Here is a 16,044-nt window from a genome sequence, read left to right on the forward strand (position 1 = left end):
GGAAGTCCCTTATTCGCTGGCGGACCGCGGGTTCACCGTTTCGCCTTCGGTCAGGAAGCCGCCGGCGCGCAGGACGATCTTCTCGTTGCCCGAGATGCCGCTCTCGATGACGACGCCATCGCTGGTGACCATGCCGGTTTCGACCGCCATTCGCTGCACCTTGTTCTCGTCATCGACGACGTAGACGAAGCTGCCCTGGCTGTCCGACAGGACGGCGCTTTCGGGAAGCAGCGGCGCAGTGGTGGTGCCACTGAGGATGCGTGCGGTGGCAAAGCCGCCGGGACGCAGAGCCGGGTCATAGGACAGCGCGATGCGCGCGGTGCCCTGGCGGTTGCGGGCATCGATCGTGGGCGAGATCTGCCACACCTGACCGGTGAAGGTCTGGGCAGTGCCGACCGGCGTTACCTCTGCCGAGACGCCTGCGCTGAGGCGCGCAAGCTGTTCTTCGCCGACCTGGGCCAGCATTTCGATCTCGCCGCCGCGGGCGAGGCGGAACAGCGCGCCCGAGCCCGCCGAGACGGTGGCACCGACCTCGACATTACGTTCGAGCACGAGGCCTGCCGACGGAGCGACGATGTTGAGGCGTGCGTTGCGGGCATTGAGTTCGCTGAGCGAGGCCTGGGCCACGCGTACACGGGCCACGGCGGCATCGCGCGTTGCCGTCAGGCGATCGACGTCCGCGGTCGAGACGAAGCCGCGCTCGACCAGCTGGAGAGCGCGGTCGAGGTTCGACTGGGCGAGGTTTGCATCGGCCTGCGCCACTTCGACCTGTGCTGCGGCGGCGCGCGCCTGCTGCGACTGGACCGAACGGTCGATCACCGCGAGGACCTGGCCCTGGCGGACCCAGTCACCCGCTTCGACGGGGATCGAGACCACGCGGCCGCCTTCGCCGACAACGCCGACGGGCGCTTCACGGCGGGCAGCCAGCACGCCGGTAGCGACGATCTGGCCCTCGACCGTCGTGCGGCCGGGCGAAACGACGGTGATCGCCGGCGCCTGCGCTCCGCGGTCGGCCACTTCTTCCTCGGCGCCCATCGTCAGGAAGACGTAGGCAGCGATAATCGCCGCGAGCAGCGCGATGCCGATGATCACGTACAGGCGCGTGCGCGAACGTTCTTCCGCCGGCTCGCCGATGGTGTTGCCATCGAGTGTTACCGCCACGGGTTCATCGCCCTGTGCCTTGATATCCGATTCATACGTCATCTTATCTGCCCCGTCTTGTCGCGGCCGTCGTTGGCTGAGTGTATTAGTCGACTAAATCACAAAGCGCAAGACCGTGGATTCGTTGCCTAGAACCAAGCGTGAGGCGGGGCAATCAGCAACTCGACCGGGGGCATAGCACGCCTGACGAAGTGCGTCGCGCGCCGCGTAAAATGCAAAAAGGGCGGCACGATTGACCCGTGCCGCCCCTTTTTGGCTCAAATTGTCGCCTGTGCTTACCGCACGCGGCCACGCTGAACGAGGTTGGCGATGCCAAGCAGGACGACGGCGCCGACGATGGCGATGATCAGTCCGGTGAGCGAGAACTCCTGCACGCTGCCCGAAATGCCCAGCAGCGGGCCGGCAATCAGGTTGCCGATGACGGAGCCGACGCAGCCGACCACGATATTCCAGAAAATGCCCATCGAGGCGTCACGGTTCATGACGAGGCTCGCAAGCCAGCCCGCGATACCACCGACGATAAGTGCGATAATCCAACCCATTGCAATTCCTCCTGTTTTAGTCCGGTCAGGACATCACCTCGCAATGCGCAAGGCATGCCGGACCGGCCCCCTTTCTGCATGGGGACAGGTTTCAAGCGGTATTGCAAGCGAAAGGTTCCCGCGCCGCGCGTGGCGGATTGGCGGGATAACCCCTTGGATCAGTACTTGAACTGGCGCTCGTAAAGGTCGCGATAGTGCTGGATGCGGGTCACGCGCAGTCCCTGCATGCCCGAACGATCGACAGCGCGCTGCCAGGACGCGAATTCTTCCAGCGTCAGGCCGTAGCGCTCGAGCACTTCGTCGATAGTAAGAAGGCCGCCATTTACCGCAGCGACCACTTCGGCCTTGCGACGCACCACCCAGCGCTTCGTCTTGGGCGAAGGCAGGTCGTCAAGGGTCAGCGGCTCGCCAAGCGGGCCAATCACCTGTGCAGGGCGGATGTCCTGGTTTTCGATCATCTATTTCTCTCGGTCGCCATGCACCGCACCATTTGCGGCTCGACCACTCTCTAACCCGCTTGATTTGCCATGAGTTAAATCAGCTTGGTTAACAGGCCGTTTACTTTCTTCGTCGCTTTCGCGGCGAACTTCGCCGAAAGCCTCGAACCCCCCGGTCTCGGATTTCGACAGTTCCTCGCGCAGCTCGCGAGTCGCCGACAGCTTCGCGACCAGGTCGGTCCAGCGAAACTGGTGCAAAACGTCGGATTCGCGCCCCTGCACGAATGCCTTCTTGTTGATGTGCCCCTCGAACATGCGACTCGGAATAGTCCAACATGGTAAAGAGTCTGTGAAACATCGCATCGCAGGCATTCCAAGGGAAATGCTGGAGGCGCGCGGCCAAGGCGTGTAAGGGGCGCGCCATGCCCGAATCCCGTCTTCTCGATGCGGCCTCAGCCGCCGATCTTTTCGACTTGCCGCGTCCCGCGTCCGAGTGCCGGATCGTGGTCGCCATGTCGGGCGGTGTCGACAGCTCGGTGGTCGCCGCGCTTGCCGCGAAGAGCGGCGCGGAAGTCATCGGGATCACGCTGCAGCTCTATGACTACGGCGCCGCGACGGGCCGCAAGGGCGCATGCTGTGCGGGCGACGATATCGCCGACGCGCGCGCGGTCGCCGACCGGCTCGGCATTGCGCATTATGTTTCCGACCACGAAAGCGCCTTTCGCGAGGAAGTGGTCGAGACCTTTGCAGACGAGTATCTTGCAGGCCGCACGCCGGTGCCCTGCATCCGCTGCAACATGGGCCCCAAGTTCACCGATCTCTTCGCGATGGCGCGCGAACTGGGCGCGGACTGCCTCGCCACGGGACATTACGTCCGCCGCGTGATGGGACCAGCCGGACCCGAGCTGCACCGCGCGCTCGATCCGGCGCGCGACCAGTCATACTTCCTCTACGCCACGACCGAGGACCAGCTCGACTACCTGCGCTTCCCCCTCGGCGGCCTGCCCAAGAGCGAGGTTCGCGAGCTTGCCGAGGCCGCCGGCCTGCGCAACGCTGCCAAGCCCGACAGCCAGGACATCTGCTTCGTGCCCGACGGCGACTATGCGAAGATCGTCAAGAAGATGCGCCCCGAGGGCGCGCGCCCGGGCAAGATCGTCCATGCCGCGAGCGGCGAAACGCTGGGCGAGCACAAGGGCGTGATTCACTACACCGTCGGCCAGCGCCGCGGCCTCGAGATCGGGGGCCAGCCCGAACCGCTCTATGTCGTGGGCATCGACGCCGAGAATGCCGAGGTAAAGGTCGGCCCCAAGCGCATGCTTGCAGTGGAAGCGGCACATGTCGTCGAGACCAACCGTATCGGCCCGCTCCCCGACGTGCAGCTTACGGCGAAGGTGCGCAGCCTTGCCAAGCCGGTTCCCGTCACGCTCGAGGGTCCACTGGGGGACAATGCGCCCACCACGATCCGTTTCGCGGAGCCCGAATACGGCGTCGCGCCCGGGCAGGCCGCTGTCCTCTATGCAGGTGACAGGGTCGTCGGCGGAGGCTGGATCGACGCCACGACGGGGGTTTCCGCCTAGGCGACGCTTGCCAAACCGGCGGCCCTTTCCTTACCGCAGCGCCATAAAAGGAGAAACGGGTTGAGCGCCAAGCGGGCATTGATAACCGGGGTCACCGGACAGGACGGGTCGTATCTTGCGCGCCTGCTCCTGGAGAAGGGCTACGAGGTCCACGGCGTGAAGCGTCGCTCGTCCTCGTTCAACACCGGCCGGATCGAAGACATCTACGAGGATCCGCACGATCCCGATCCCCAGATGCACCTGCATTTCGGCGACGTGACCGATGCCACCAACATCATCCGCGTGGTGCAGGAAGTGCAGCCGCACGAGGTCTACAACCTTGCCGCGCAAAGCCACGTGCAGGTGAGCTTCGAGACGCCCGAATATACGGCCAATGCCGATGCACTCGGCGCGCTCCGCCTGCTCGAGGCGATCCGCATCCTCAAGCTCGAAGGTCACACGCGCTTCTTCCAGGCCTCGACCAGCGAGATGTTCGGGCTGGTGCAGGAAACGCCGCAGACCGAAACGACTCCCTTCTACCCGCGCAGCCCCTATGCGGTGGCCAAGCTCTATGCGCACTGGATCACGGTGAACTACCGCGAGGCGTACAATATGCACGCCTCCTGCGGGATCATGTTCAACCATGAAAGCCCGGTCCGCGGCGAGACCTTCGTCACGCGCAAGATCACTCGCGGTGTCGCGGCGATCGCGCTTGGCATCGAGGACCGGCTCTATCTCGGCAATCTCGATGCGCAACGCGACTGGGGCCACGCCCGCGAATATGCGCGCGGCATGTGGATGATGCTGCAGCAGGACGTGCCTCAGGATTACGTGCTCGCGACGGGCAAGACCTCGAGCGTGCGAGACTTCACCCGCTGGGTGTTCGAGGACGCGGGCATCGAGCTCGAATTCCGCGGAGAGGGCGAGGACGAGAAGGGGTTCTGCGCGAAGACCGGCAGGTGCCTCGTCGAGATCGATCCGCGGTACTTCCGGCCGACCGAAGTCGATTTCCTTTTGGGCGACGCTTCCAAGGCCAAGGCCGAACTGGGCTGGGAAGCGCAGACCTCGGCGCGCGAACTGGCGAGCGAGATGCTGGCCGCGGACATGGAAGCGATGAAGGCCGCGAGATCGTGAGCCGCTACGCGCTTTCGGGAAAGCGCATCTACGTCGCCGGCCATCGCGGGATGGTGGGGCAGGCATTGGTGCGGCGGCTCGAGAGCGAGGACTGCGAAATCCTCACTGCCGAACGTTCGCTCGACCTGCGCGAACAGGCCGAGGTGCGCCGCTGGTTCTCCGATAACAGGCCCGATGCGGTTATCCTCGCTGCGGCAAGGGTCGGCGGTATTCTTGCCAACAGCGAGCGGCCGGGCGAGTTTCTCTACGACAACCTCATGATCGCGGCGAACGTGATCGAGACCGCGAGGAGGCAGCGCTGCGAGAAGCTGCTGTTCCTCGGCTCCTCCTGCATCTACCCCAAGCATGCCGAGCAGCCGATCACCGAGGACGCATTGCTCACCGGCGCGCTCGAACCGACCAACGAGGCCTATGCGATCGCGAAGATCGCGGGCCTCAAGCTCGCCGCCAGCTATCGCCGGGAGTACGGCTGCGATTTCATTTCCGCCATGCCGACCAATCTCTACGGCCCGGGCGACAACTACGACCCGCAGAGCAGCCACGTCATCCCGGCGATGATCCGCCGCTTCCACGAGGCGAAGCTATCGGGTGCGGACAGCGTTGCGATCTGGGGAAGCGGCACGCCGATGCGCGAATTCATGCATGTTGACGATCTCGCCGATGCCTGCATCTTCCTGCTGCGCGAATATTCGGAGGAAGGCCACATCAATGTCGGCTCGGGCGAGGAGGTCTCGATCCGCGATCTCGCGGGCCTCGTCGCACAAACGGTCGGTTTCGAAGGCCGGATCGAATGCGACACCACCAAGCCCAACGGCACGCCGCGCAAGCTGATGGATTCCTCGCGTCTCAGGGCGATGGGCTGGACCTCTTCGGTCGGTCTCGAGGATGGCCTGCAAACGGCCTACGAGGCTTACCTCAGCGACGTCGCCCGCTGATCAGCGATCCCACTGCTGCAATACGCAGCCATATCCCTCGCGGTAGGACGCCGTGTCGGAAGCGACGAACGGGATCGACGCGGTCACGCTGCGGTTGGTCGTGTTCTCGCTCAGCATGACCAGTTCCATCCCGGCAAGCTTGTCCTTCCCGCAATCGTCGAGGCTGCGCCCGGCGACATAGCGGCACGAACAGGCGACCCGCGCCGCATAGGCCGTGCCCGCCTCGCTCGTGCGCCGCATGTCCTCGCCGTAGGCGACCCAACCGGCCGCCAGCAGCGCGGCGACGACCACCAGCAACCAGAACCACCAGCGGGTGAAGAGAGAGCGTTTTTTGGCCATTGCGCGGGTCAGTTCCTCATGCGAGTGACGATTGCATGTCAGTGTGGTCGCGCCCCCTTATCGCCCTTGCCCTTGCCGCTACAACCCTTGCGAGCTGCGGCGCCCCCGGCCCTGCCGAAGAACCCCCGCTTTCGGACGAAGCGCTCTCGGCGGTGACCGCCGATCCGGGTGCGCCGACCAAGGCGCTGGCGCGTGAGGTGGACGACCTTTTCCGCATGGAAGGCCTCGGCGAAACCCGCGCGCTGATCGTGATGCACGACGGCAAGCTCGCCGCCGAACGCTATGGCGCAGGCTACGACGCCGAGACCCGCTTCGTCAGCTGGTCGATGGCCAAGACGGTCACCGCGCTTCTCATCGGACAGCTCGTCGGCGACGGCCTGCTGCGCCTAGACGAGCCCGCCCCCGTTCCGCGCTGGCAGCGCAGCGGCGATCCGCGCGCGGACATCACCTTGCGTCACCTCCTCCAGATGCGCGCCGGGCTCGAGCACACCGAGGCCGGCCCCGTGCCCTACGAGAGCAGCGAGGTGCGCATGCTCTTCCTCGACGGGCGTGACGACATGGCGGACTATGCCACCGCGCAGCCGCCCGAGGCCGAGCCGGGCGAGAAGTTCGAATATTCCTCCAACACCACTGTCATCCTCGCCGATATCGCGGCGCGCACGCTGGCCGATGCCGACCATGCCGAGGCGCGCCGCCGCGCGGTGAGCGACTATCTCGACGCGCGCCTGTTCGAGCCGCTCGGAATGACCTCGATGGTCCCCGAATTCGACCGCGCGGGCACGCTCGTGGGCGGCAGCCTGATGCACGCCACCGCGCGCGACTGGGCGAAGCTCGGCGAACTCATGCGCCGCAAGGGCTCGCACCGCGGCGAGCAGCTCGTCCCGCGAAGCTGGATCGAGAAGATGGTCGCTCCCAGCCCCGCCAGCCCGCATTACGGCCTCCAGACCTGGCTCAACCGCCCCAATGGCGAGCCCGAGCACCCGCTCTTCCCGAACCGCGCTCCGCAATCGATGTTCGCCATGATCGGACACATGGGCCAGTACGTGATCGTCTCGCCCGAACAGGGGCTGACGATCGTGCGCCTCGGTCATTCGAACCGCGATGAGCGCATCGCGATGCTCCAGCAGGTCGCCGACATCATGGAACTCTACCCCGTTCAGGGCAGGTAGAAGCTACCTTCCACCACGGTCACGCAAGATCCGCCGAGGATCGCCTTGTCGCCCTCGAGCCGGCAAGTCGCGTGGCCGCCGCGCTGCGAGGCCTGGAAGGCGGTGAAGCTGTCGCGGCCGAGCCGGTTCGCCCAGAAATGGGTGAGGCAGGCATGGGCGGAGCCGGTGAAGCTGTCCTCGTCCACGCCGCCGCCGGGCACGAAGACACGGCTGACGATATCGGTGTCTGATCCGGGCGCGGTGCAGATGAACTGGTCGTTCCCGAGCGCCCTGAGGCCCCGCAGATCGGGATCGAGCGCGCGCACCTCTTCCTCGGTCTCGAACAGGTAGATGCCGTAGCCGTCGGGGTTGAGCCAGACTTCCTGCGGCTTCGCGCCGAGCAGCGCGACCGCCTCGTCCCACTCGCCGCGGCTCGTCGGGATGGCCGGCAGCGCGAGCTCGTAGCCATCGCCTGCCTTCGACACTTCGAGGACGCCCGCCTTGCGCGTGCGCAAAGTGACCCGCTCGCCTCCGTCGCGGGTCAGCAGGACATGCCCGCTCGCCAGCGTCGCATGGCCGCACAGCCGGACTTCCTCGGTCGGGGTGAACCAGCGCAGCTCCCAGTCGGCCTCGCCGCTCGCGTCGGGAACGAGGAAGGCGGTTTCGGCGAAGTTGTTCTCCACGCCGATGGCCTGCAGCACATCGTCGGGCAGCCACTCATCGAGCGGCATGACCGCCGCCTGGTTACCCTCGAAGGGGCGCGAGGCGAAGGCATCGACGTGCCAATAGGGAAGCGTCCTCGTCATTCGTCGTCCTCGAGCTTGGCGAATTCGTCGGCCTCGGCGAGCGGGTTGTCCGGCTCGTCGACATGACCCACGGGGTCGATGTGGATGAGTAGCTCCATCCCCGGGAAGCGGCCACGAAGGTCTTCTTCCACCCGCTCGATGATGTCGTGCGCTTCCTCGACCGTCATCTCGCCCGGCAGGTCGACGTGGAACTGCACGAAGTCCCGATTGCCGCTGGTGCGGGTGCGCAAGTCGTGGAGGTTGGACAGCTCCGGATGACGCGCCGCCGCTTCGACGAAGGCGAGCCGTTTCTCTTCGGGCCATTCGCGGTCCATCAAATCGTCGACCGCATCGCGGGCGGCCGAATAGGCACCCCAGCCGAGCCATGCGGCAATCGCGAGACCGAACAGCGGGTCGGCACCGGTCACCCCGAGCATCTGGTCGATGACCAGCGCCGCGATCACCGCGAGGTTGAGAAAGAGGTCCGATTTGTAATGCAGGTGGTCGGTCTGGATCGCCAGGCTGCGCGTCCGGTTCATCACATAGCGCTGCCAGCCTAGCAGTGCGAAGGTCAGCACGATCGCGAAGACCGAGACGGCTATGCCCTCTTCGGCCGCCTTGACCTCGCTTCCTTCAACGAGCTGCGTGATCGCGCGCACCGCGATGCCGAAGGCCGAAATCGTGATCAGCATGACCTGGACAATGGCCGCCAGTGCCTCGGCCTTGCCGTGGCCGAACCGGTGGTCCTCGTCGGCAGGCATCGATGCAATCCACACACCGGTCAGCGTGGCGATGCTGGCAATGAGGTCGAGCGCGGAATCGGCAAGGCTGCCGAGCATGGCAGTCGAGCCGGTGCGCCAGCTCGCCCATGTCTTGAGCAGGACGAGGATCACCGCGACAGTGATCGATGCCATGGCCGCCGAGCGGGCCAGAAGGGCGCGGTTGTCGGTCACTCGTCGGGCCTCACGGATAGAGCAGCGTGTTCGACCAGGCGTCCTTCGGTCCCTCGCGGGTGAAGCGGCGGCGGTCGTGGAGACGATACTTGCGGTCGTGCCAGAATTCGATCGCACGCGGGCACAGCAGGAAGCCGGTCCAGTGCGGCGGGCGCGGGATATCGCCTTCGGGGAAGCGCTCTTCCAGCGCGGCCACGCGGTCGAGATAGACCTGCCGTTCGGGAAGCGGGCGCGACTGGTCGCTGGCCGCCGAACCGATCTGCGAGGCGCGCGGGCGCGAGTGGAAATAGGCATCGGCCTGCTCCTCGCTCACCTCGGTGAGCGGGCCCTCGATGCGGATCTGGCGGCGCTGGCTCTTCCAGTGGAACAGGAGGCTGGCGTGCATGTTGGCGCGGATTTCCTCGCCCTTGCGGCTTTCGGCGTTGGTGTAGAAGACGAATCCTCCGCCCTCACCCAACCCGCTGCCATGACCCTTCAGCAGGACCATGCGCACCGAGGGGCGGCCCTCGGGCGTCGCCGTCGCCAGCGCCATGGCGTTGGGATCGTTGGGCTCGGTTTCCTTGGCCTCGCCGAACCACTTCTCGAACAGGGCGAAGGGGTCGGTGACCGGAATCGCGCTCTTCGTGTCGTCCACAGTCTCGGTCACGGGGCACTCCTACAGCTTGGAACGGATGGAACACGGTCCAGGGAGAAAAAACGCAAGGCCTGCAATCCGCCCGCAAACGCCGGAACTTCGGCGACTTTCGGAGGATTGTACCTGCGCATGTGGCGTCCCCTAGCCGCCTGTGCAATTGTAGGAAAGGCTCGCAGCTTGCGGAAGATAAGCGTAGCAACTAGCTAACACACCATGGCAGACCCGTATTCCACCCTCGGCGTAACGCGCTCGGCAGACGAGAAGGCGATCAAGAGCGCCTATCGCAAGCTCGCCAAGGAGCTGCATCCGGACAAGAACAAGGACAATCCCAAGGCGGCGGAGAAATTCTCCGACGTGACCAAAGCCTACGACCTCCTGTCCGACAAGGACAAGCGCGCCCAGTTCGATCGCGGCGAGATCGACATGGAAGGCAATCCCACCAATCCCTTCGGCGGGATGGGCGGCGGCTTCGGCGGTGGCGGCGGCGGTTTCGGAGGCGCGGGCGGCGGACAGCGCGGCTTCCGCGCGGAGGATTTCCAGGGCTTCGGCAACGACCAGGTCGACCTCGGCGATATCTTCGAAGGTCTGTTCGGCGGTGGCCGCGCACGCAGCGGCGGCCCGGGCGGAGGCTTTGCCGGCAGGCGCCCGCCCCCGCGCAAAGGAGCCGACATCGGCTACACACTGCGCGTACCCTTCATCGATGCGGCGACACTGCGCGACCAGCGAATCACGCTCGCGGACGGCAAGACCATCGACCTGAAGCTGCCCAAGGGCCTCGAGGACGGCACGCAGATGCGCCTCAAGGGCAAGGGCGAACAGGGCCCGGCCGGAGCGGGCGACGGCATCGTCACCATCCGGATCGACAAGCACAAGGTTTACAAGCGCGAAGGCGACGACGTGCGCTTCGACCTGCCGATCACGCTCGACGAAGCGGTGAACGGCGGCAAGGTGCGTGTGCCCACGGTCGACGGGCCGGTGATGATGACCATCAAGCCCGGCACGCATGGCGGCACGGTCCTGCGCCTCAAGGGCAAGGGATTCACCCGAAAGAACGGCACCCGCGGCGACCAGCTCGTGACGCTCGAAATCCAGCTTCCTGAAAATCTAGAGGAACTTGCCAAGCGGCTCGATGGGTGGAAGGACGAAAGCGACCCGCGCAGCAAGCTCCAGGTGTAATCCTGTCCGACGCCGATCTACCCCCGCCCAAGGAACGCGAGATCCACTCGCTGTCTCCCGAGGCGCGGCGGATGGAGGCGGCCCACCTGCGCGGCCGGATCGAGCGCCATGTCGGCCCCGGAACGCGCGCGTGGGAAGTGGCCAAGCGCACGCTGATCGGCACCTATAACGACGGCTTCATCCACGCGGGCAACCTTGCCTATCTCGCGATGCTTTCGATCTTCCCCTTCTTCATCCTCGGCGCGGCGATCTTCTCCGCGATCGGCGAGGAAAGCGAGCGTGCGGCGACCATCAATGCGGTGCTCTATGCCCTGCCCCCGGTGGTGGGGAACGTGATCGAACCGGTGGCACGCGACGTGATCCAGGCCCGCTCGGGCTGGCTCCTGTGGGCGGGCGCGGCAGTGGCGCTGTGGACCGTGGGCAGCCTGATCGAGACGATCCGCGACATATTGCGCCGCGCCTATGGCACGGAGCCGACGCAGGCCTTCTGGAAATACCGCCTCTTCTCGACCGCCGTGATCCTCGGGGCGGTGCTGCTGTTGATGCTCAGCCTGATGGCGCAATTCGTGATCGGCACCGCGCAGGAAATCATCGAGGCCTACTTCCCCGAACTGATCGACCGCCTCGCCGCGCTGCAGATATCGCGCATCGTGCCCGCCTTCGGCCTCTTCGCCTCGCTCTACCTCATCTTCTACACGCTCACGCCCTCGAAATATCGCGGAGGTCGCTATCCGAAATGGCCAGGAGTACTCCTGACGACCTTTTGGTGGATCGCGGTGACCACGGTTATGCCTGCGGTGCTGAGCCGTTTCTTTGCCTACAACCTCACCTACGGCGGGCTGGCCGGCGTGATGATCGCGCTGTTCTTTTTCTGGCTTGTCGGCCTCGGGGTGGTTATCGGCGCGGAATTGAACGCTGCGCTGGCCGAAACTCCGGAAGAGGAACTGGCCGAAGAGACCGACGAGGAACGCCGGGCGCAGCTCGAGAAGGAAATGCTCAGCGAGCAGGAAGGATGCGAAACATGAGCGGATTGATGGCAGGCAAGCGCGGCCTCATCATGGGTCTCGCCAACGACAAGTCGCTGGCCTGGGGGATTGCCAAGCAGCTGAAGGAACAGGGCGCGGAGATGGCGTTCTCCTACCAGGGCGAAGCGCTGAAGAAGCGCGTCGGCCCGCTCGCCGAACAGCTGGGCAGCGATTTCGTCTTCGAATGCGACGTGTCGGACATGGATGCGCTCGACAAGGCATTCGATACGCTGAAGGAGCGCTGGGACACGATCGATTTCGTGGTCCACGCGATCGGCTTCTCCGACAAGAGCGAGCTGCGCGGCAAGTATGTCGACACCAGCCTCGACAACTTCCTGATGACGATGAACATCTCGGCCTACAGCCTCGTCGCGGTGGCCAAGCGCGCCCGCGAGATGATGCCGAACGGCGGCAGCATCCTGACGCTGACCTATTACGGCGCGGAAAAGGTCATCCCGCACTACAACGTCATGGGCGTGGCCAAGGCGGCGCTGGAAACCAGCGTACAGTACCTCGCCAACGATCTCGGCCCCGAGGGCATTCGCGTGAATGCGATCAGCGCGGGCCCGATCAAGACGCTCGCGGCCAGCGGCATCGGCGACTTCCGCTACATCTTGAAGTGGAACGAGTACAACTCGCCGCTGCGTCGCAATGTCACGATCGAGGATGTCGGCGGCTCGGGCCTCTACTTCCTGTCCGATCTTTCCAGCGGCGTGACCGGCGAAACGCATCACGTCGATGCGGGCTACCACGTGGTCGGCATGAAGCAGGAAGACGCGCCCGACATCGCACTCGACAAGGGCTGACGGCACAACGGGGGGTGACTTGGCGAGAGTACTGGTAACAGGAGCCGCAGGCTTCATCGGCGCGGCGGTGGCAGAGCGGCTCTGCGCGCGCGGCGACGAGGTTCTCGGGATCGACAACCTCAACGATTATTACCAGGTCTCGCTGAAGCACGACCGCGTGGCGCATGTGCGCGAGGCGGCCCCCGATGCCTTCGCCTTCAAGCAAGTCGATTTCTCCGACTGGGACGCGCTTTCCGCAGCGCTCGATGGCGAGGCGTTCGACAGCATCGTGCACCTCGGGGCGCAGGCGGGCGTTCGCTACAGCCTCGAGAACCCGCGCGCCTATGTCGAGGCGAACCTCATGGGGCATGTGAACATGCTCGAGATCGCCCGCCACCGCGAGAGCGCGCACATGGTCTATGCGAGCTCGTCATCGGTCTATGGCGGCAACGACAAGCTGCCCTTCTCGGTCGAGGACCGCGCCGACCACCCCGTCTCGCTCTATGCCGCCACCAAGAAGGCGGACGAGCTGATGAGCGAGACCTATGCCCATCTCTACCGCACGCCGCTCACGGGCCTGAGGTTTTTCACCGTCTACGGCCCATGGGGCCGGCCCGACATGGCGCTCTGGCTGTTCACCGACGCGATCCTGTCCGGCAGGCCGATAAAGGTCTTCAACGAGGGCGAAATGTGGCGCGATTTCACCTTCATCGAAGATATCGTGAGCGGGGTGGTCGCCTGTCTCGACAAGCCTCCGGCAGATGACGGGACCGAAAAGGCAGGCGGCAGCGTCAAGCCGCATGCGCTCTACAATATCGGCAACCACCGCAGCGAGAAGCTGACCCGCGTGATCGAGCTGATCGAACAGGCCTGCGGGAAGAAGGCGGAGGTCCAACTCATGCCGATGCAGCCCGGCGATGTCGAAAAGACCTATGCCGATATCGACGCGATCCAGCGCGACATCGGCTACCAGCCGACCACGAGCATCGAACAGGGCATCCCGCAATTCGTCGAGTGGTACCGCGCGTACCACAAGGTCTAGGCGTCAGCCGGCGAGCAGCTCGCAGATTCGCTGCGCCGATTTTCCGTCGCCATAGGGGTTGTGCGCCCGCGCCATCGCGGCATGCGCGCGCGGATCGTCGAGCAGGCGCTCGGTTTCGCGAACGATCCTGTGCGGACAGGTGCCGACCAGCCGCGCCGTGCCCGCCGTCACGCCTTCGGGCCTCTCGGTGGTCTCGCGCATGACCAGCACCGGCTTGCCCAGCGCGGGGGCTTCCTCCTGGACGCCGCCGCTGTCGGTGAGGACGATATGGCAGACCGAGAGCAGGCGGGCGAAATGCAGGTAGTCGAGCGGCTCGATCAGCGCGACATTGTCGAGGCCGCCGAGTTGCTCGTGCATGATGGCGCGGACTTCGGGATTGCGATGCATGGGGAAAATAACCGCAGCATCATCCCGTGAGGCGACATGTCTAACCGCTTTGGCGATGTTTGCCATGCCCTGCCCAAGATTCTCGCGGCGATGACTGGTCAGGCCGATGATCCGCTTTCCGGCGAACCGCTGTTCGAGCTCGGTCATCCCGGAAACCAGCGAGGGTTCTGCATCCGTGCGCTGCGACACCCAGTGCAGCGCATCGATGACGGTATTGCCGGTCACGTGGATCGTCGCGGAAGGAATGTTTTCTCGCAGCAGAGCCTCGGCGCTCGTCCTCGTGGGCGCGCAGTGGAGGCTCGCGATCGCTCCAACCATGCGGCGGTTCGCCTCCTCGGGCCATGGCTGCGAGAGATCGCCGCTGCGCAGCCCCGCCTCGACATGGCAGACCGGTATCTGCCGGTAATGCGCGGCGAGCGCCGCGGCCATGACAGTGGTCGTATCGCCCTGCACCACCACCCAGTCTGGACATTCCTCGTCCAGCACCTTCCCGATGCCGGTCAGCGCACGCGCGGTCAGGTCGTCGAGCGACTGGCCTTCACGCATGAGGTCGAGATCATGGTCGGGGACGATGCCGGCAAGGCCAAGCACCTGGTCGAGCATCTCGCGGTGCTGGGCGGAAACGCAGACCCGCACTTCGAAGCGCGGATCGGCTTCAAGCGCATGGATCAGCGGGAACAGCTTGATCGCTTCGGGCCGCGTACCGAAGACAACGAGAATGCGTGCGCCCGACCCCATGCGCGAGGTCTAACGCCAAACATCCTGAAATCAAACGGAAATTCAGCCCTCCGGGTCGCCCGCGACGACTTCGGGTTCGGGCGTGGTCTCGGGCAGCGGCTCTTCTTCGCCGGCCTCGCCTGCACGCTCGCGCTCGAGGCGCTCCATGTAGGCCCGCTCGATCGATTCCACTTCGGCCTGGGTGCGCTCGGCTTCCTCGTCGATACCGGCAAGGCGCTCTTCGCGCTGGGCATTGATGATCTCGCTGAAGCGCACTTCGGAGGCGTTCTCGCGGTCGTCATAGGCTTTCGCGATCAGCTCCTGCGTACAGCCGGTGAAGCCGCCCGCACCGGTGGGCGAGCAGGACATGATGCCGCTCTTGCCGACCATCTCGAGGCGTTCGACACGCTCTGCCCAGGCCTGCGCCTGCGGACCGTCGGTGAAGCGCAGGGCCTCGGGAATGCGGTAGCGTTCGCTTTCCGCCTTGCGCGCGCACACTACGATCGTGCCGTCGTCGCCCTGCGGGCATTCGTCGTCGCCGTAGACGATGACCATGTTGTAGCTGTCGTCGCCCGTCTCGACCGGGGTCTGCGCCTGTACGGGCGCGGCGATGGCTGCGGCTCCGAAGACGGAAAGGGCAATGAGGGACTTGGTCATGCTGGGCCTCGCAAATGGGTCGATGCGCATTTAGGCGCCTTGTCGGGTGAACTGTCAATGAAGCGCTTGGGCGCACCCCGCGCCTTCGCGTCAGATACGCTCGGAAATCTTGATCGCGGCCTTGCAGCCCAGGCGGATGATGCCCGAGAGGAGCGGATAGGCGGGCGCGCGTTCGGCACCTGCCGCGAGCGCGGCATCGCGGTGCTCGCGCTCGTCCTCGCGGAATTCCTCGATCATGGCAGCGAGTTCGGGATCCTCGTTGGTCGCCTCGAGCTGGTCGAGCTGGTCCGAGTAGTGCTTGTCGATCTCGGTTTCGACCGCAGCGGTGCAGGCCATGGCAGCCTCGGGGCCGATCAGCGCGGTGGCCGCGCCGAGCGCGAATCCCGCCTTGTCCCAGAAGGGCTGGAGGGCGGTCGGACGCACGCCGCGGCGCGCCATCAGCGCGTCGAACTTGGCCCGGTGTCCGGCTTCCTGTTCGGCCATCCCGGCAATTTCTGCCGAATCGGGTCCGCGGTCACCCATCACGGCGAGCTGACCGGCATAGATCCGCGTCGCGCCGAACTCGCCTGCCTGGTCGACGCGGATCATCCGGGCGATGTGGTCGGGAGTTTTCTTGGTCATTCTCGGGTCT

The 16,044-nt window shown here is 65.3% G+C and carries 19 protein-coding genes; 8 read left to right on the forward strand and 11 right to left on the reverse strand.

Annotated features, from left to right (window positions below):
• Positions 1–9 precede the first annotated feature (9 nt).
• The 4 genes from K3163_RS00215 to K3163_RS00230 form a co-directional block, all read right to left on the reverse strand.
• Complete coding sequence (locus K3163_RS00215) at positions 10–1,203, reverse strand: efflux RND transporter periplasmic adaptor subunit (protein ID WP_221427349.1); 1,194 nt, start codon at positions 1,201–1,203, stop codon at positions 10–12.
• Between the two features lie 233 nt (positions 1,204–1,436).
• Positions 1,437–1,703 carry a GlsB/YeaQ/YmgE family stress response membrane protein gene (locus tag K3163_RS00220; RefSeq protein WP_221427348.1) on the reverse strand — a complete coding sequence of 89 codons (267 nt, stop codon included), beginning with the start codon at positions 1,701–1,703 and terminating at the stop codon, positions 1,437–1,439.
• A gap of 158 nt (positions 1,704–1,861) precedes the next feature.
• Positions 1,862–2,161, reverse strand: a complete 300-nt coding sequence (gene sciP / locus K3163_RS00225; RefSeq protein WP_221427347.1) for a CtrA inhibitor SciP — start codon at positions 2,159–2,161, stop codon at positions 1,862–1,864.
• On the reverse strand, positions 2,162–2,455 hold the full coding sequence (locus K3163_RS00230; protein ID WP_221427346.1) for a hypothetical protein: 294 nt from the start codon (positions 2,453–2,455) through the stop codon (positions 2,162–2,164).
• Between the two features lie 107 nt (positions 2,456–2,562).
• On the opposite strand from K3163_RS00230, the gene mnmA reads away from it, so the two are divergent.
• Genes mnmA through fcl form a run of 3 tightly spaced genes read left to right on the forward strand, consistent with a single transcriptional unit; the run spans position 2,563 to position 5,765 of the window.
• A complete protein-coding gene (mnmA, locus tag K3163_RS00235; protein ID WP_221550606.1) occupies positions 2,563–3,717 on the forward strand; it encodes a tRNA 2-thiouridine(34) synthase MnmA in 1,155 nt (384 codons plus the stop codon).
• 60 nt (positions 3,718–3,777) lie between these two features.
• Positions 3,778–4,830, forward strand: a complete 1,053-nt coding sequence (gmd, locus tag K3163_RS00240) for a GDP-mannose 4,6-dehydratase (RefSeq protein WP_221550608.1) — start codon at positions 3,778–3,780, stop codon at positions 4,828–4,830.
• Positions 4,827–5,765 (forward strand): GDP-L-fucose synthase, encoded by a 939-nt coding sequence (fcl, locus tag K3163_RS00245; protein WP_345719679.1) that lies wholly within the window; start codon positions 4,827–4,829, stop codon positions 5,763–5,765. The genes gmd and fcl overlap by 4 nt, the downstream gene beginning before the upstream one ends.
• On the opposite strand, the gene K3163_RS00250 is transcribed toward fcl, so the two are convergent.
• Positions 5,766–6,104, reverse strand: coding sequence for a hypothetical protein (locus K3163_RS00250; protein ID WP_221427343.1), 339 nt, complete (start codon positions 6,102–6,104; stop codon positions 5,766–5,768).
• A gap of 35 nt (positions 6,105–6,139) precedes the next feature.
• On the opposite strand from K3163_RS00250, the gene K3163_RS00255 reads away from it, so the two are divergent.
• Positions 6,140–7,273 carry a serine hydrolase domain-containing protein gene (locus tag K3163_RS00255; RefSeq protein ID WP_221550610.1) on the forward strand — a complete coding sequence of 378 codons (1,134 nt, stop codon included), beginning with the start codon at positions 6,140–6,142 and terminating at the stop codon, positions 7,271–7,273.
• On the opposite strand, the gene K3163_RS00260 is transcribed toward K3163_RS00255, so the two are convergent.
• The 3 genes from K3163_RS00260 to pdxH are packed head-to-tail and all read right to left on the reverse strand — an operon-like array spanning position 7,261 to position 9,636.
• The gene (locus tag K3163_RS00260; protein WP_221550613.1) at positions 7,261–8,058 is read right to left on the reverse strand and encodes a PhzF family phenazine biosynthesis protein; all 798 of its coding nucleotides are present in this window, start codon (positions 8,056–8,058) and stop codon (positions 7,261–7,263) included. The genes K3163_RS00255 and K3163_RS00260 overlap by 13 nt on opposite strands.
• A complete protein-coding gene (locus tag K3163_RS00265; RefSeq protein ID WP_345719680.1) occupies positions 8,055–8,990 on the reverse strand; it encodes a cation diffusion facilitator family transporter in 936 nt (311 codons plus the stop codon). The genes K3163_RS00260 and K3163_RS00265 overlap by 4 nt, the downstream gene beginning before the upstream one ends.
• Before the next feature lie 10 nt (positions 8,991–9,000).
• On the reverse strand, positions 9,001–9,636 hold the full coding sequence (gene pdxH / locus K3163_RS00270) for a pyridoxamine 5'-phosphate oxidase (RefSeq protein WP_345719681.1): 636 nt from the start codon (positions 9,634–9,636) through the stop codon (positions 9,001–9,003).
• A gap of 201 nt (positions 9,637–9,837) precedes the next feature.
• On the opposite strand from pdxH, the gene K3163_RS00275 reads away from it, so the two are divergent.
• From K3163_RS00275 to K3163_RS00290, 4 genes are all read left to right on the forward strand, one after another.
• Positions 9,838–10,800 (forward strand): DnaJ C-terminal domain-containing protein, encoded by a 963-nt coding sequence (locus K3163_RS00275; RefSeq protein ID WP_221550616.1) that lies wholly within the window; start codon positions 9,838–9,840, stop codon positions 10,798–10,800.
• 71 nt (positions 10,801–10,871) lie between these two features.
• The gene (locus tag K3163_RS00280; protein WP_221550626.1) at positions 10,872–11,825 is read left to right on the forward strand and encodes a YihY/virulence factor BrkB family protein; all 954 of its coding nucleotides are present in this window, start codon (positions 10,872–10,874) and stop codon (positions 11,823–11,825) included.
• Positions 11,822–12,631 (forward strand): enoyl-ACP reductase FabI, encoded by an 810-nt coding sequence (fabI, locus tag K3163_RS00285; protein ID WP_221550635.1) that lies wholly within the window; start codon positions 11,822–11,824, stop codon positions 12,629–12,631. Before K3163_RS00280 ends, fabI begins: the two co-directional genes overlap by 4 nt.
• A 19-nt stretch (positions 12,632–12,650) precedes the next feature.
• Positions 12,651–13,652, forward strand: coding sequence for an SDR family NAD(P)-dependent oxidoreductase (locus K3163_RS00290; protein WP_247712419.1), 1,002 nt, complete (start codon positions 12,651–12,653; stop codon positions 13,650–13,652).
• A 3-nt stretch (positions 13,653–13,655) separates the two neighbouring features.
• On the opposite strand, the gene wecB is transcribed toward K3163_RS00290, so the two are convergent.
• From wecB to K3163_RS00305, 3 genes are all read right to left on the reverse strand, one after another.
• The gene (gene wecB, locus K3163_RS00295; RefSeq protein WP_221427338.1) at positions 13,656–14,777 is read right to left on the reverse strand and encodes a non-hydrolyzing UDP-N-acetylglucosamine 2-epimerase; all 1,122 of its coding nucleotides are present in this window, start codon (positions 14,775–14,777) and stop codon (positions 13,656–13,658) included.
• Positions 14,778–14,819: 42 nt separating this feature from the next.
• The gene (locus K3163_RS00300; RefSeq protein ID WP_221427337.1) at positions 14,820–15,413 is read right to left on the reverse strand and encodes a hypothetical protein; all 594 of its coding nucleotides are present in this window, start codon (positions 15,411–15,413) and stop codon (positions 14,820–14,822) included.
• A gap of 90 nt (positions 15,414–15,503) precedes the next feature.
• Positions 15,504–16,034 carry a demethoxyubiquinone hydroxylase family protein gene (locus K3163_RS00305; RefSeq protein ID WP_221427336.1) on the reverse strand — a complete coding sequence of 177 codons (531 nt, stop codon included), beginning with the start codon at positions 16,032–16,034 and terminating at the stop codon, positions 15,504–15,506.
• Between the last annotated feature and the right edge of the window lie 10 nt (positions 16,035–16,044).

Origin of the sequence: Qipengyuania xiapuensis (genome assembly GCF_019711395.1) — a bacterium.
GTDB classification, from domain to species: Bacteria; Pseudomonadota; Alphaproteobacteria; order Sphingomonadales; family Sphingomonadaceae; genus Qipengyuania; species Qipengyuania xiapuensis.